At 63.8% G+C, this 14,862-nt stretch carries 8 protein-coding genes; 3 read left to right on the top strand and 5 right to left on the bottom strand.

Annotation, left to right across the window (positions count from 1 at the left end; translation table 11 throughout):
• Positions 1-42: 42 nt before the first annotated feature.
• On the bottom strand, positions 43-1,308 hold the full coding sequence (urtA, locus tag M4J39_RS16685; protein ID WP_371875473.1) for an urea ABC transporter substrate-binding protein: 1,266 nt from the start codon (positions 1,306-1,308) through the stop codon (positions 43-45).
• A 303-nt stretch (positions 1,309-1,611) separates the two neighbouring features.
• On the opposite strand from urtA, the gene M4J39_RS16680 reads away from it, so the two are divergent.
• The 3 genes from M4J39_RS16680 to M4J39_RS16670 all read left to right on the top strand — a co-directional run bounded on the left by M4J39_RS16680 (position 1,612) and on the right by M4J39_RS16670 (position 7,378).
• The gene (locus M4J39_RS16680) at positions 1,612-4,968 is read left to right on the top strand and encodes an ATP-binding protein (RefSeq protein ID WP_251729531.1); all 3,357 of its coding nucleotides are present in this window, start codon (positions 1,612-1,614) and stop codon (positions 4,966-4,968) included.
• Positions 4,965-5,831: a response regulator gene (locus M4J39_RS16675; RefSeq protein WP_251729530.1), complete on the top strand. Its 867-nt coding sequence runs from the start codon at positions 4,965-4,967 to the stop codon at positions 5,829-5,831. Before M4J39_RS16680 ends, M4J39_RS16675 begins: the two co-directional genes overlap by 4 nt.
• Positions 5,832-6,034: 203 nt before the next feature.
• Positions 6,035-7,378 carry an O-antigen ligase gene (locus M4J39_RS16670; protein ID WP_251729529.1) on the top strand — a complete coding sequence of 448 codons (1,344 nt, stop codon included), beginning with the start codon at positions 6,035-6,037 and terminating at the stop codon, positions 7,376-7,378.
• 46 nt (positions 7,379-7,424) lie between these two features.
• Here the strand turns inward: M4J39_RS16670 and M4J39_RS16665 are convergent, their stop codons facing one another.
• From M4J39_RS16665 to M4J39_RS16650, 4 genes are all read right to left on the bottom strand, one after another.
• A complete protein-coding gene (locus tag M4J39_RS16665; protein WP_251729528.1) occupies positions 7,425-8,456 on the bottom strand; it encodes an aldo/keto reductase in 1,032 nt (343 codons plus the stop codon).
• A 236-nt stretch (positions 8,457-8,692) separates the two neighbouring features.
• Entirely contained in the window at positions 8,693-11,833 is a 3,141-nt protein-coding gene (locus tag M4J39_RS16660; RefSeq protein WP_251729527.1) for an efflux RND transporter permease subunit, read from the bottom strand.
• A 127-nt stretch (positions 11,834-11,960) separates the two neighbouring features.
• Positions 11,961-13,235, bottom strand: coding sequence for an efflux RND transporter periplasmic adaptor subunit (locus M4J39_RS16655; protein ID WP_251729526.1), 1,275 nt, complete (start codon positions 13,233-13,235; stop codon positions 11,961-11,963).
• Positions 13,232-14,677, bottom strand: a complete 1,446-nt coding sequence (locus M4J39_RS16650) for an efflux transporter outer membrane subunit (protein WP_251729566.1) — start codon at positions 14,675-14,677, stop codon at positions 13,232-13,234. Before M4J39_RS16650 ends, M4J39_RS16655 begins: the two co-directional genes overlap by 4 nt.
• Between the last annotated feature and the right edge of the window lie 185 nt (positions 14,678-14,862).

Raw genomic sequence — 14,862 nt, 5'->3', positions numbered from 1 at the left:
CCGTCCGGGGCCAGGGGCAGCCCCGGACGGCGGGCGCGGAGGTCAGGAATCGCCGCCGCACTTGCCCGTGGCGACGTTGAAGTTGCCGCAGGACAGCGGCTTGCGCCAATCGGAGATCAAGTCCTTCGAGCCTTCGAGATAGTCCGACCACTCGTCGCCGACCACCGGCGCCGTCTCGGAGACGATTTCGAACTGACCGTCATCCTGGATCTCGCCGATCAGCACCGGCTTGGTGATGTGGTGGTTCGGCATGATGGTGGCATAGCCGCCGGAGAGGTTGGGCACGGTGGTGCCGATCAGCGTATCGATCACCGGATCGACGTCGGCGGTACCGGCCGCCTCGACCGCCTTCACCCAGGCATTGAAGCCGATGTAGGTGGCTTCCATCGGATCGTTGGTGGTGCGCTTGTCGTTCTTGATGAACGTGTGCCAACCGTCGATGAACGAGGCGTTGGCTTCGCTGTCGACCGACTGGAAGTAGTTCCAGGCAGCGAGATGGCCGACCAGCGGCTTGGTGTCGATGCCGGCGAGTTCCTCTTCACCGACGGAGAAGGCCACCACCGGGATGTCCTCGGCCTTGATGCCCTGGTTGCCGAGTTCCTTGTAGAAGGGCACGTTGGCGTCGCCGTTGATCGTCGAGACGACGGCGGTCTTCTTGCCGGCCGAGCCGAACTTCTTGATGTCGGCGACGATCGACTGCCAGTCGGAATGACCGAACGGCGTGTAGTTGATCATGATGTCGTCGGCGGCCACGCCCTTGGCCTTGAGATAGGCCTCGAGGATCTTGTTGGTGGTGCGCGGGTAGACATAGTCGGTGCCGGCCAGCACCCAACGCTCGACACCTTCCTCGTTCATCAGGTAGTCGACGGCGGGAATGGCCTGCTGATTTGGGGCAGCACCGGTGTAGAAGACGTTGCGTTCCGATTCCTCGCCCTCGTACTGAACGGGATAGAACAGGATCGAGTTGAGCTCCTTGAACACCGGCAGCACCGACTTGCGGCTGACCGACGTCCAGCAGCCGAACACCACCGAGACCTTGTCCTGCGAGATCAGCTCACGCGCCTTCTCGGCGAACAGCGGCCAGTTGGACGCGGGGTCGACGACCACCGCCTCGAGTTTCTTGCCGAGCACGCCGCCCTTCTTGTTCTGCTCGTCGATGAGATAGAGGACGGTGTCCTTGAGGGTCGTCTCGGAAATGGCCATCGTGCCCGACAGCGAGTGCAGCACGCCGACCTTGATGGTGTCCTCGGCAGCGTAACCGGACGCCGTGGAAGCGAGAAGAGCGCCGAGAACGGCAGCGAGCGTCATGCGACGCCGATCGAAGATCTGCGACATCTGTGGTTCCCCGTTTTTTTGTCTGGAGGCCGAGGCCCCTTGCCCCGTCTGGCCTTCTCTTCGACTTTCGACCAAGCCGGCCCCACACCCTATACGTCGATTGACGTAAGCCCGCCGTCGAACCGGCACGAACCCTGCACACAGCCCGCAAGAGAGACCGCCCGTTGCCCTAAAGGCCTGGAAACGGGCGAAATGATCGCACGCGCGCCGATCCATCTGCCGGAAAAGCGGGCAGTCTGCCGCATATGGGGGCGCGGAACAGGGGGAAGGTGGCGCATGGCGGCGCGGCAGCGCATCATTCCGATCCGGCGCCAGTACAATCGTTGGGTCGCCGACGAAACGCTGGAAGACTATGCGCTCCGCTTCACGGCAAAGTCGGCCCGGCGTTGGTCGCAGGAGCGCGTCGCCCAGACGGCCATCGGCGCCATCTCCTTTCTGGCGCTGGAGGCGATCGGCGGCGCCATCACCCTTTCCTATGGCACGGTGAACGCCGTCGCCGCCATCTTTGCTGCCAGCCTCGCCATGCTTGTCGTGGGATGGCCGATCGCCCGCACCGCCGCCCGCCATGGCGTCGACATCGATCTGCTGACCCGCGGCGCCGGCTTCGGCTACATCGGGTCCACCGTTACCTCGCTGATCTATGCCAGCTTCACCTTCATCCTGTTCGCCATCGAGGCGTCGATCATGTCGACGGCGCTGGAGCTGGCCCTCGGCGTTCCGCTCTGGGTCGGCTATGTCGTCTCGACGCTTCTGGTGATTCCCCTGGTGACCCATGGCATCGCCTGGATCAGCCGCTTCCAGATCCTGACGCAGCCGATCTGGATCGTCCTCAACATCCTGCCTTTCGTCTTCATCGCTTTCTCCGACGGCGCCAGCTTCGCCGATTGGGCAACCTTTCCGGGACGCGATGGCGCCATAGGAGGCGGATTCCATCTTGTCGCCTTCGGCGCGGCGAGCGCTGTGATCCTGGCGCTCACGGCCCAGATCGGCGAACAGGTCGACTTCCTTCGATTCCTGCCGGCGCGCTTGCCCGGATCCGGTCGGCGGCGCCTCGTGGCGGTGTTCCTTGCCGGCGCCGGCTGGGTGGTGCTCGGCGTGCCCAAGATGATCGCCGGTTCGTTCCTCGCCGTACTGGCGCTCGAAAGCGGCGTGCCGGTCGAGCATGCGGCCGAGCCGGCACGCATGTACGCCGTCGCCTTCGGCTACGTGTTGCCGGAAGGAACCTGGCTCTACTTGCTGACCGCCGCCTTCGTGGTGGTGTCCCAGCTCAAGATCAACGTGATGAACGCCTACGCCGGCTCGCTGGCGTGGTCGAACTTCTTCTCCCGCCTCACCCACAGCCACCCCGGCCGCGTCGTCTGGCTGGTGTTCAACGTCTCGATCGCCCTGCTGCTGATGGAAATCGGCATCTACCAGGCGCTCGAACAGACGCTGGCCGTGTTCGCCATCGTCGCCGTCGCCTGGTTGTCGACGATTTCCGCCGACCTTCTCATCAACAAGCCGCTCGGTTTCAGTCCACCCGGCATCGAGTTCAAGCGGGCGCATCTCTGGGACGTCAATCCCGTCGGCGTCGGCGCCATGACGGTCGCGGCGCTGGCAGGACTTCTTGCCCATGTCGGTCTCGCCGGTCCGGTGGCGGAGGCCTTCGCTCCCTTCGTGGCGCTCGTCGTCGCTTTCGTCGTCGCACCTCTGATCGCCTGGCGGACGAAGGGGCGCTTCTATTTGGCCCGCAAGCCGCGCCGAACCTACACCCTGGCGTCGACCCTGACCTGTTCGGTCTGCCAGCACGACTTCGAGGCGGAGGACGTTTCTTACTGCCCCGCCTATCAGGCGCCGATCTGCTCGCTCTGCTGTTCACTCGATGCCCGCTGCCATGATCGTTGCAAACCCAAGGCGCGACTCGGCGCCCAGGCGCGAACAATCTTCGAGCGCCTTCTGCCGTCGTCGTTCATCGCCGCCGCCAACACGCGCCTTGGTCGCTATCTGATCGAGCTTTCCCTGTGGGTCGCCCTGTCGGGCCTCATCATGTGGTTCGTCTTTCGTCAGGCCTCCATTGAACACCCGGAAGAGGCAGCCCTCATCGGCCGAACGCTTGCCGTGGTGTTCTTCGTCTTCTCGGTCGTCATCGGAGTTGTCGTCTGGTTCTTCGTTCTGGCCCGCGATTCGCGCGCCGTCGCCGAGGAGGAAAGCGCCCGCCAGACTCAGGCGCTGTTCCAGGAGATTGCCGCGCACAAACGGACCGACGCCGAACTGCAGAAGGCCAAGGAGAAGGCTGAGGCTGCGAGCGACGCCAAAAGCCGCTATGTCGTCGGTCTGAGCCATGAGTTGCGAACCCCGCTCAACGCAGTGCTCGGTTATGCGCAGATTCTGGAACGCGACCCGGCCATCGCTGATGGACGGCGCAATGCCGTCGGCGTCATCAGACGATCGGCGGAACACCTGTCAGGCCTGATCGACGGGCTCCTGGACATTTCCCGCATCGAGGCGGGTCGCTTTCGCATCCGCCTGACCGACGTCCGAATCCACGACCTTCTGGACCAGCTCGAGGGCATGTTCGCCCTGCAGGCCGAAGCCAAAGGCCTGGCTTTCAGCGCCAGCCGGGCGACCGATCTTCCTGCCGTGGTGCGCACGGACGAAAAGCGCCTGCGTCAGGTACTCGTCAACCTCCTATCCAACGCCATCAAGTTCACGCCGAGCGGCACGGTCACCCTCACGGTCGACTACCGAAATCAGGTTGCGCGGTTCACGGTGGCAGACTCCGGCATGGGAATTCCGGAAGAAGACCAGCGGCGTGTATTCGAGCCGTTCGAACGCGGCAGGCAGGCAGCTTCGACCAATGTCCCGGGTCTCGGGCTTGGCCTCACCATCACCCGCCTGCTCGTCGAGACCATGGGCGGCGACATCGCCTTCACTTCGACGCCCGGTGAAGGCACCATGTTCCGCGTTCGCCTGATGCTCGGCGCGGTGGTCGGAGGAGCGGCCGTCGACGGAGATCGCCCGGTGACCGGCTATGTCGGACCGCGTCGTACGATTCTGGTGGTCGACGACAATGCCGATCATCGCGACATGATGGTGGAGATGCTCGCACCGCTCGGCTTTGCCGTTCTGACGGCCGCCAGTGGCGAGGATTGCATCGTCCTCATGGAGACAGCCCGGCCGGACATCTTCTTCGTCGACATCCGAATGCCCGGAATGTCTGGCTGGGAACTCGTCGGCCGGCTCCGGGCCGAAGGCATCAGGACACCGATCGTCATGCTGTCGGCCAATATCGGCGATGGCGCGATGCCGGCCAGCGATCTCGGCCACGACGATCTTCTGGCCAAGCCCTTCTCGCTGGCTGACCTCCTGGATCGGCTGAGCCGTCACCTTGGCCTGACCTTCATAGAGGCGAACGCTCCGAACGAGACCTCGATCGAGGAGACTAGCACGGACAAGATGGCGTTCTCCGACGCCGATCTCGCCGAGCTGAAATCGCTGGCCGAAATCGGCTACGTGCGCGGCCTGGAGGGCAAGCTTGCCGCGCTCGCCGAGGCGGATGCCGACCCGGCGGCGATCGCGACGCTCGGTGCCCACCTCGCCGCCTTCGACCTTGCCCGCTTCTCCGCCACCCTCGAGAAAATGACCGCGTCATGACCCAGACCCGCGACACCGTGCTCGTCGTCGACGACAGCCCTGAGACGCTCGGCTTCCTGACGGAAGCCATGGAGGCCGAGGGGGTCACCGTGCTGGTCGCCACGTCCGGCCGTCAGGCATTGGCGATCGCCGGGCGTGTCACACCCGACGTCATCCTGATGGATGCGGTGATGCCGGAAATGGACGGCTTCGAGGCCTGTCGGTCGTTGAAATCCCTGCCCGCGCTCTCCAATGTGCCGGTGATCTTCATGACGGGACTGACCGAGACCGAACATGTCGTCCGGGGCCTCGCCTCGGGCGGTGTCGACTATCTTACCAAGCCCATCGACCTCGACGAGCTCAGGGCGCGCATCCGCGTCCATCTTGCCAACGCCCGCGCCAGTCTCTCCGCGCAATCGGCTCTTGACGCAGCGGGACGCCACCTCGTGGCGCTGGACCCCGATGGCCGCATCGTCTGGGCAACGCCCCAGGCAAGCCGCCTCATCGACAGCCTGGGACTTGCCAGCACGATAGAGACGGTGGCCGCACGCGAGGACGGCGCGCTGGAGTTCTCGGTGCCGGGCGCCCCGCCCATGCTTCTGGCGCCTATGGGCGCCTCCGGTCCCGGCGAACGTCTCTACCGGCTCGCCCGCAGTGAAGCCGGAGAGGCCGATCTGCTCAAATCCAGCTTCGGCCTCACCGCACGCGAGGCGGAGGTTCTTCTCTGGATCGGTCGCGGCAAGACCAACAAGGACATCGGCGAAATCCTTGGCCTGTCTCCCCGCACCGTCAACAAGCACCTCGAACAGATCTATGCGAAGCTCGGAGTCGAAAACCGGGCTTCGGCCGCTTTGAAGGCGGCGGGGGCGCTCAGGGAGGGATGACGCCAAGCGATTGGCACATCCGACACGGGGGAACCGCCGATTGTCGGAAACGTTGTCCCGGCACAAGTGCTTGTTGCCGGGAAGGCTGCAACTTTCAAGATCGATCCTCTAGCTCCCGATTGGCGAAATGGCTAGAGTGCCGCCGTCATCGAGGAGGATCGCCGAACGTGGCCAACCGTCAGCACAGGGTGCACCGGAGCAGTATGTCCCGCCGGTCGAAAGGCCACGACTATCTCGGGTGGGCCTTGGTAGTGACAGCGCTTCTCGCCCCCCTGCCGATGGGCGGGATTCGCGCTTTCTTTTTCATGCTTTACGCCGCTGTCGTCGCCGTGTTGGGTCTTTCCTACGCCATCGGCCTCTATCGAGGGCACGTTCGTCCGCGTTTGCCGCTGTCCGTCTTCGCGGTTCCGGTCATCCTGTTCAGCCTGGTCATCGTCTGGATGCTGATGACGCTGCTGCCGTTCGGTCTCGCCGCCGCACCCGAATGGGCGGCGCTTTCGCCCTTGGCCGATCCGGCGGGCCGGATCACCATCGGCCCGGGCGCCACCTTCGACATGCTGGTACGTTACCTGACCTATGGCCTGTTCTTCGTACTGGCCTTGCAGGTCGCCGTGGAGAAGAAGCGGGCGAAGACGCTGTTCCGTGTGATTTACCTGGGCATTGCCGCCCATGCGCTCATCGCCTTGGCTTCGCTGAGCTTTTTCGGCGATGTTCTGCTATTCCTGCCCAAGGATGCCTACGTCGGCGACGCCACCGGGACGTTCGTCAACCGCAACAGCTTCGCGACCTTCGCCGCCTTCGGCGCCATCATGGGCGTAGCGCTGATCTTCGGCGTTGACGAAGAGGACGTGTCGCGTTCGCAGCTCAGCCGCATTCTGATGCAGCTCGGCTTCAACGTGGCCCCGCTCGCCCTGATCGGCCTGGCTCTTGCCTTCTCGCACTCGCGCATGGGCATGTTCGTCGCCGCTTTGGGCGCCGGTCTCGTCGCCTTGGTCGCCCTTTTCAGATCGAAGGGCGCTCGGCGCGTCTTCGCAGGCCTTTTGATCTTCGCCGGTCTCGTCACGGGCGTCGTGCTCGCCAACACCAGCGGCATCCTGTTCGAGCGCATGGCCAGTATCGATCGCGATACCGACGTTCGCTTGGCGGTCTACGAGCAAACGCTCGATCTGATCGCGGCGCGACCAATGAGCGGCTACGGCGGCGGCACTTATGAAGATGCGTTCCGCGCGATCAAGTCCGACCCCATCAGTCCGGACGTGACTTTCGACGCCGCTCACAATCTCTACCTCGAGCTGGCTGCCGAACTCGGCATCCCCGCCGCGATCGCCGTCGTGCTGTCGGTCCTTCTTCTTGCCGGCACCACCGCGGTCGCCGCGATGCGTCGTGAGAACTGGACGATTCCGGCCGCGGCGGCAGCCGTCGTGCTTGCCGGAAGCGTTCACTCGCTGGTCGATTTCAGCCTGCAGATCCCAGCCATCGTCCTGATGATGCTGCTGATTCTTGCCCTCGGATTTGCCCAGAGCCGGCCAATCCAGCAGACAGAATGAGAGTGATGGACCGGGCAGACTGTCTCCACCCGGTCCTGCTTGGTCTTCAGCGGCCGCCGGCAAGCTTGCGGTGGCGTTGGGCGACACCCTGAATGCCATAGGGATAATCGGGCGGCGTCGGCGCACTGATGGCGGTAAGACGCTCCATCGCCTCATCGCTCAACCGGAGATCGGCCGCGCGAAGATTGTCGGCCAGTTGCGCAGGCGTGCGAGCCCCGAGAATGACCGACGTGACGGCGGGTCGGGCCGCCAGCCAGGCCAGCGCGATCTGCGCCATCGATACCCCTAGGCTTTTGCCAATCTCCTCGACCGCTCCGATGATGGCCCAGGTGCGTTCTTCTGCGTTGCGCGGGCCATAGGCCTCCATACCCCGATTGGGATTCTCGCCGAGACGCGTTGCTCCTGAGGGCAGCTGATCGCGCTTGTACTTGCCCGACAGCCAGCCACCGCCCAGCGGCGACCAAGGCAAAAGCCCCATGCCGGCGTCAAGACAGGCATCGACGATTTCCAGTTCGATGTCGCGAACGAGGAGACTGTACTGCGGTTGCAGAGTCACCGGCCGGCTGTAACCCCTTGCCTTGGCGATCTCAGACGCCTTGGCGATGTGCCAGCCGACATAGTTGGAGAAGCCGTAATAGGCGATCTTGCCGGCGCTGACTGCATCGTCGAGGAAGCGTAGCGTTTCCTCAATGGGCGTCAAAGCGTCCCATGCATGCATCTGATAGAGATCGATGCGTTCGACGCCGAGCCGCCGAAGCGAAGCATTGAGGGCATCCCCAAGATGGCGGCGGGACAATCCGACGTCGTTCGGCCCCGTCCCCATCGGGAAGCGCCCCTTGGTGGCAAGGACCGTCTGCCGGGCCTCGGTCGGCCGCGTCTTGAGCCAACGACCGACGATCTCCTCCGAAATGCCCGCCGAGTAGACATCGGCCGTATCGACGAAATTGCCGCCGGCGGCGAAAAACTCGTCGAGTAGGCTAAACGACGTCGCTTCGTCCGCTTCCGCTCCGAACGTCATGGCGCCGAGGCAGTGCACCGACACGATGGTGCCGCTCGGACCGAGCTTGCGATATTCCATGGAGCTCCTCCAGCTTCTTTCATAGAAAGCGAACCCGACACGCGAACCAAAGCGATCCGGGCTTCGGTCATTTATCACACAAATACCACAGCGCGCAGTACGGCCTTTTCGGGCGGCATACGTCTATTTTGTAGGAACCCACCGTCTCCCCGATGTGAGCCGGGATTGGCTCCATAGTGTTCAAAAGAAAGCCCCGGACAAATGCCGGGGCTTTCTGTTCATCGCCTTGGACGGCCTCAGATCTCGGCCGCCGCCTCGTCCTCCGGCGGTCGATTGTTCCAGCCGAGGCGCTCGCTCGTCCGCATGACGATGTAGAACAGGAGCGGCACAAAGAACAAACCGACAGTGACGGAGGCGATCATGCCGCCCATCACGCCGATACCGATGGCGTTCTGCGCCGCCGAGCCGGCGCCCGTGGCAATGGCCAGCGGGGTGACGCCAAGGATGAAGGCAAGCGACGTCATGATGATCGGACGGAGACGGATGCGCGCGGCGTGCAGGGCCGCCTCGATCAGCCCCTCGCCCTGCCGCTGGAGATCGCGGGCGAATTCAACGATCAGAATGGAGTTCTTCGCCGCGAGGCCGATCGTCGTCAGCAAGCCGACCTTGAGGTAGACGTCGTTTGACTGCCCGAACAACTTGGCCGCCAACAGCGTACCGAGCACCGAGATCGGCACCGACAACATGACGGCGAACGGGATGGTCCAGCTCTCGTAGAGGGCCGCGAGACACAGGAACACCACAAGGAACGACACCGCATAGAGCATGTTGGCCTGAGCGCCGGACAGCAGTTCCTGGTAGGAAAGACCGATCCAGCCGGCGGTATAGCCGCCTCCCTGCTTGGCGATCAGGCTTTCCATTTCACTCATGGCTTCGCCCGAAGAAATGCCGGCGGCAGCGTTGGCGCTACCCTGGATGTTCACCGCCGAGACGCCGTTGAAACGCGACAGCTTCGGCGCTCCGAACGACCAGTTGGTCTCGACGAAGGACGAGAAAGGCACCATCTCTCCCGAACTGTTGCGGGCATACCAGCTCTTGAAATCGTCCGGCGTCATGCGGAAGGGCGCATCTCCCTGGAGATATACCGGCTTGATCTCGCCACGATCGATGAAGTCGTTGACGTAGGAACCGGCCCAGGCGGTGGTGATGATCGAGTTGATGTCGGCGAGGCTGATGCCCAGCGCCGTCGCCTTCTCCTGATCGATGTTGACGTGCAGCTGCATCTGGTTGGCTTGCGCATTCTCGCGCACGGCCATCAGCTTGGGATCTTGATTCGCCTCCATCAGCAGTTGGTCGCGAGCCGCTTCAAGCGCGGCACGGCCGGTGCCGGCATTGTCCTGCAGGTACATGTCGAAGCCGCCGGAGATCCCCAGGCCCGGCATGGCCGGCGGCAGCAACGTGAAGACCATGGCGTCCTTGATCTGCGATAGGGCGCCCATGGCTCGTCCGACGACGGCCTGCGCCGACAGCCGGGGGTCGGTACGCTCCTTGAAATCCTTGAGACGAATGAAGGCGAGACCGGCGTTCTGACCGGAACCGGCGAACGAGAAGCCGGTGATTCCCATCACCGCCTCCACCGCGTCCGGCTCGTTCTTCAGGAAATAGTCGGTCATCTGATCGGTCACCTGCTTGGTGCGCTCCATGGTCGCACCCGTCGGCAGCTGGATCATGGCCAGCAGAACGCCTTGGTCCTCTTCGGGGATGAAGGAGCTCGGCAGTTTGTCGAACATGAACGCTGCACCGCCGACCAGGGCCAGGAACACCACCACCATGCGGACCGGTCGACCGATGATGCCACGAACCGTCCGCTGGAACAGCGACGAGGAGTCGTCGAACCGGCGGTTGAACCAGCCGAAGAACCCTCGATGGGCGCCGTGGCTCGGTTTCAGCATGGTGGCGCAGAGCGCCGGCGTCAGAACCAGAGCCACGATGACCGACAGCAGCATGGCCGACACGATGGTGACCGAGAACTGTCGATAGATGATGCCGGTCGAGCCGCCCATGAAAGCCATCGGCACGAACACGGCGGACAAGACGAGCGCGATACCGACCAGAGCGCTGGTGATTTCGCGCATAGACTTCTGCGTCGCCGCCTTCGGGTGCAGCTTCTCCTCGGTCATAATGCGTTCGACGTTCTCGACCACGACGATGGCGTCGTCGACCAACAGACCGATGGCCAGCACCATGGCGAACATGGTGAGCGTATTGATGGAGTATCCCATCACGGCCAAAACGCCGAAGGTGCCGAGCAAAACAACCGGCACGGCAATGACCGGGATCAGCGTCGCCCTGAAATTCTGAAGGAACAGATACATCACGAGGAAGACGAGCACGACCGCCTCGATCAGCGTCTCGACCACCTTCTCGATCGAGAGCTGCACGAAAGGCGTGGTGTCATAGGCGTAGACATACTCGACGTTCTGCGGCAGCGACGGCTTCAGACGATCGAGTGTTGTGCGCACGTTCTCCGCCGTCTGGAGCGCGTTGGCGCCGGAAGACAGGTTGACGCCGAAGCCGGCCGCCGGCTTGCCATTGTAGTACGCATCGGCCGCGTAGCTCTCGGCACCGATCTCGACACGAGCCACATCGCCCAGCCGAACGATCGACCCGTCCTGCTGCGTCTTCAGGATGATGTTGCGGAACTGCTCGGGCGTCTGCAACTGGCTCTGGGCGGTGATGGTCGCGTTGAGCTGGGCGCCTTGCGCCAGGGGACGTCCGCCAATCTGGCCCGCCGAAACCTGGGCGTTCTGAGCCCGAACGGCTCCCGCCACGTCGCTGGGCGTCAGTGCGAACTTGTTGAGCTTGCTGGGGTCGAGCCAGATGCGCATCGCATAGCCGCCGCCAAAGGTCATCAGGTCGCCGACGCCGTCGACGCGGCGGAGCTGATCCTCGATGCGAGTGGAGACGACGTCGGCCAGGTCGGTACCGTTGAGCTTGCCGTCGGTGGAAACGAGACCCACCGCCATCAGGAACGAGCTGGTCGACTTCGTAACCGTGATGCCCTGGTCGATGACGGCGTCGGGCAGCAGCGACTCGACGAGTTGCAGCTTGTTCTGCGTCTGCATCTGAGCGATGTCGGCGTCGGTACCGTTGGAAAAGGTCAGCGTGATCGAAGACGAACCGTCGGACGTCGACGACGATTCCATGTACTCCAGATTGTCGAGGCCGTTCATGTTCTGCTCGATGACCTTGGTCACGGCGTTTTCAACGGTCTCGGCGCTGGCACCGGGATAGACAGCGGAGATACGCACTGTCGGTGGTGCGATCTCCGGATACTGCGAAATCGACAGCGTCGATATGGCAAGGATACCCGCCAGCATGATGGTGATGGCGATCACCCAGGCGAAGACGGGACGATTGATGAAGAACTGGGCCATGCCTTGCCTCGACGAGGTCGGTCCGCCGCAACAGGGCGAATCCGGAAGCGGAATCGATGGGCGCACCGCGTGCGCTACGGGTCGAGCCGAAGGCGGCCGTGGCCGCCAACCGGCCCGTATTGGGTAATCAGGGCGCCTTGGCCGGCGCGGCCGCAGGAGCGGTCGGCTTGACGAGGCCGTCGGCGCCGAGCTCTACCTCGGCGAACTTGACCTCCATGCCGGGGCGGATCTTCTGCACCCCCTCGACGATCAGCCGATCACCATCCGAAATGCCCTTGTCCACCACCCAACTGAAACCATGGGCTCGGTCGGCGGTCAGCATCCGTAGCTCCACCTTGTTGTCGGGCGTCAGGAAGTAGGCGGTCGCCTGTCCCGCGACGTTGCGGCTCACGGCCCGCTGCGGAAGCAGGTAGACATTATCTTCCGTGCCGACCTCGACGGCCGCTCGCACATACATGCCGGGCAGCAACAGCAGCTTCGGGTTGGCGAAGCTCGAGCGGAGAGTCACGGTATCGGTGGTTTCGTCGACGTTGGCCTCGGTCGAGATGATCCGGCCGACCTCTTCGTAGGTCGTCTTGTCGTCGAGCTTGAGGGTGACCTTGGGTCCTTCCTTGCCTGCGGACACGCCCTCGCGCTCGATCGTCTCCCGCATGCGGCTCATGCTGGTGCTCGAAGCGCTGAGGTCGACATAGATCGGGTCGATCTGGCGAATGGTGGCAAGCGCCGTCGCCTGCCCCGCTGTCACCAGCGCGCCCTCGGTCACCGAGGAGCGACCGATCAGTCCGGAGATCGGCGCCTTGACTTCGGTGTAGCCGAGATTGATCTCGGCCGTGCGGACAGCGGAGGCGGCGGCCGCAGCAGCGGCCTTGGCCTGCAGCAGAGCCGAACGCGCCTCGTCAATGTCCTGCTTGGAAACGCCGTTGACGTTAGCAAGTTCCTGGTAGCGATCGAACTTGGCCTGCGCGCTCGGCACGCTCGCCTCGGCTCGTTCGAGGTCGGCCTTGGCCGCGTCGAGAGTCGCCTCATACGACCGGGCATCGATCCGATAGAGAACGTCGCCGGCGTTGACGCGCGAACCTTCCTCGAACACCCGCTTCTCAATGATCCCGCCAACCTGCGGCCGAATCTCGGCCACCGCCGATGCCGCCGTTCTACCGGCCACTTCCTCCACGATCGGCGCCGAAGTGGGATGAACGACGATGAACCCGACTTCCGGCGTCGGCATCTGCATACCCGCCGGCATTCCGCCGCCGGGCGCGCCGGCAGGCGCACCACCGCTCTTGGCACCCAGCATGTCGCCGGCCTTATGCAGCACGGCGCCCACCTGTTCGCAGCCGGAGACCAGCGGCAACGCAAGGCCAAGCAGCAACACGCCGCCAGCCAGCTTCTTGAGGTTCGTCACTTCTTCTCTCCGGATACGGAAGGCATTGTCTTTTGAGGATCGGTGTTGGCCAGTGCGACAAGGTTGTCCGGCCGGTTCCACCAGCCGCCACCCAGGGCCTCGAACAGCGCCACCGCGTCGAGATAACGTGAGGCCTCGGCCGAAGCACGGGCAAGCCGTGCCGACTGGTAGGTCGACTGCGCCGTCAGCACGTCGGTGTAGGACGCGGTACCGGCCTTGAACAGCGTCTGCGACAGGTCGAGGCTTTCCTTGGCGGCCTTCTCGGCGGCAAGGTAGCCGGCAAGGGCCTGCCGGTCGTGCTGCAGTGCGCGAAGTGCGTTGGCCACATCCCTGAAAGCAGCGAGCACCGACGAGCGATAATTGGCAAGGGCCGCTTCGTAGGCCGCTTCGGCCGCCCGCTTGTTGTGCACCAGTGTGCCGCCCCGGAAGATCGGTTGGGCAAGGCCGGCCGCTATGCTCCAGCCGGTCGTGGTGGACGCGAACAGATCTCCAAGCTCCGCTGCCGACGTCGGCAGCGAGGCGGAAAGTGTCAGTTGCGGCAACATGGCGGCTGTCGCAACGCCGATCTCGGCCGAAGCGCGATGCAATTGCGCTTCGGCTGCCCTTATGTCCGGCCTCTGTTCGACAAGCGCCGACGGCACGCTGAGCGGCAACGCATGCGGCAGCCTCAGGCCGGAAATGCGGAACTTGCGAGAGGCATATTGATTCGGAAAATCGCCGATCAGCGCGGCGATGGTGTTCTGTTGTAGCGCCAGGGCCTTCTGGAGAGCCGGCAGGGAGGCCTGGGCCTGCGCCAGTGCCGCCTGTTGCTGCAGGACGTTGGCCCGTGCCGCAGTACCGACACTGACCTGATTGTTGAGAACGTCGAGCAACTCCCTGTAGGAGGCGATCACTTCCTGCGAGGCAGCGATCTGCTCGCGATAGGAAGCCTCCTGAATGACCGCTCTTGCCAGACTGGACGTCACCGTCAGGTACGTTGCCTCGGCAGTGAAGCCTTGCGCCTCGGCCGAGGCTTGCGCCGCTTCCACCGACCGGCGAGTGCCGCCGAAAATATCGAGCGGATAGGAGAGGGACGGCGTGACGCTGTAGAGCGTATAGATGCCGACGTTGGTGGATCCGGTCGAATCGGTGCGCGCTGCGTTGCTCGATAGCGACAGGCTGGGAAACAGGCTGCCTCCCGCGGCCAGAGCCGTCTCGTTGGCTTGCTTGAGAGTCGCCCGCGCCGCATCCAGATCGGGATTGTTCTCGATCGCCTGCTTCATGAGGGCGTCGAGATCCTTATTGCGGAAAAGCTCCCACCAACGCCCCGGCACGTCTGCAGCGTAGGCAATGCTCACGCCGGTCGCACGACCAGCCGTGGCGTCACCAGATCCGAGATATCCCGCCCCTGGATCAAGCGCGGGTCGCTCGAAATCCGGACCAACCGCGCAGCCGGCGAGCATCGTCACCGACAGAAAGAGAGAGACAAGCCGAGCCGGTGTCATAAACGCCCCCACCCCACAAGACGAAACATCCGACGGGATATGCGCCCCGAACGGTCATAGCACAACCAAGAGACGACCACACGATCGACCGCTGGTATGACAAGGTCGGAAAACTCCGACCAGCCGGCGATGGCGACCAAAAG

This window comes from Pleomorphomonas sp. NRK KF1 (assembly GCF_023721755.1).
Taxonomy (GTDB): domain Bacteria; phylum Pseudomonadota; class Alphaproteobacteria; order Rhizobiales; family Pleomorphomonadaceae; genus Pleomorphomonas.
Note: the sequence above shows the minus strand (reverse complement) of the source record. Positions and strands in the feature narration are given on the sequence as shown.

Excerpts from the sequence above, each read along its gene's own strand:
- urtA (WP_371875473.1), bottom strand. The coding sequence starts at position 1,308 with ATGACGCTCGCTGCCGTTCTCGGCGCTCTTCTCGCTTCCACGGCGTCC.
- M4J39_RS16680 (WP_251729531.1), top strand. The coding sequence starts at position 1,612 with ATGGCGGCGCGGCAGCGCATCATTCCGATCCGGCGCCAGTACAATCGT.
- M4J39_RS16675 (WP_251729530.1), top strand. The coding sequence starts at position 4,965 with ATGACCCAGACCCGCGACACCGTGCTCGTCGTCGACGACAGCCCTGAG.
- M4J39_RS16670 (WP_251729529.1), top strand. The coding sequence starts at position 6,035 with ATGTCCCGCCGGTCGAAAGGCCACGACTATCTCGGGTGGGCCTTGGTA.
- M4J39_RS16665 (WP_251729528.1), bottom strand. The coding sequence starts at position 8,456 with ATGGAATATCGCAAGCTCGGTCCGAGCGGCACCATCGTGTCGGTGCAC.
- M4J39_RS16660 (WP_251729527.1), bottom strand. The coding sequence starts at position 11,833 with ATGGCCCAGTTCTTCATCAATCGTCCCGTCTTCGCCTGGGTGATCGCC.
- M4J39_RS16650 (WP_251729566.1), bottom strand. The coding sequence starts at position 14,677 with ATGCTCGCCGGCTGCGCGGTTGGTCCGGATTTCGAGCGACCCGCGCTT.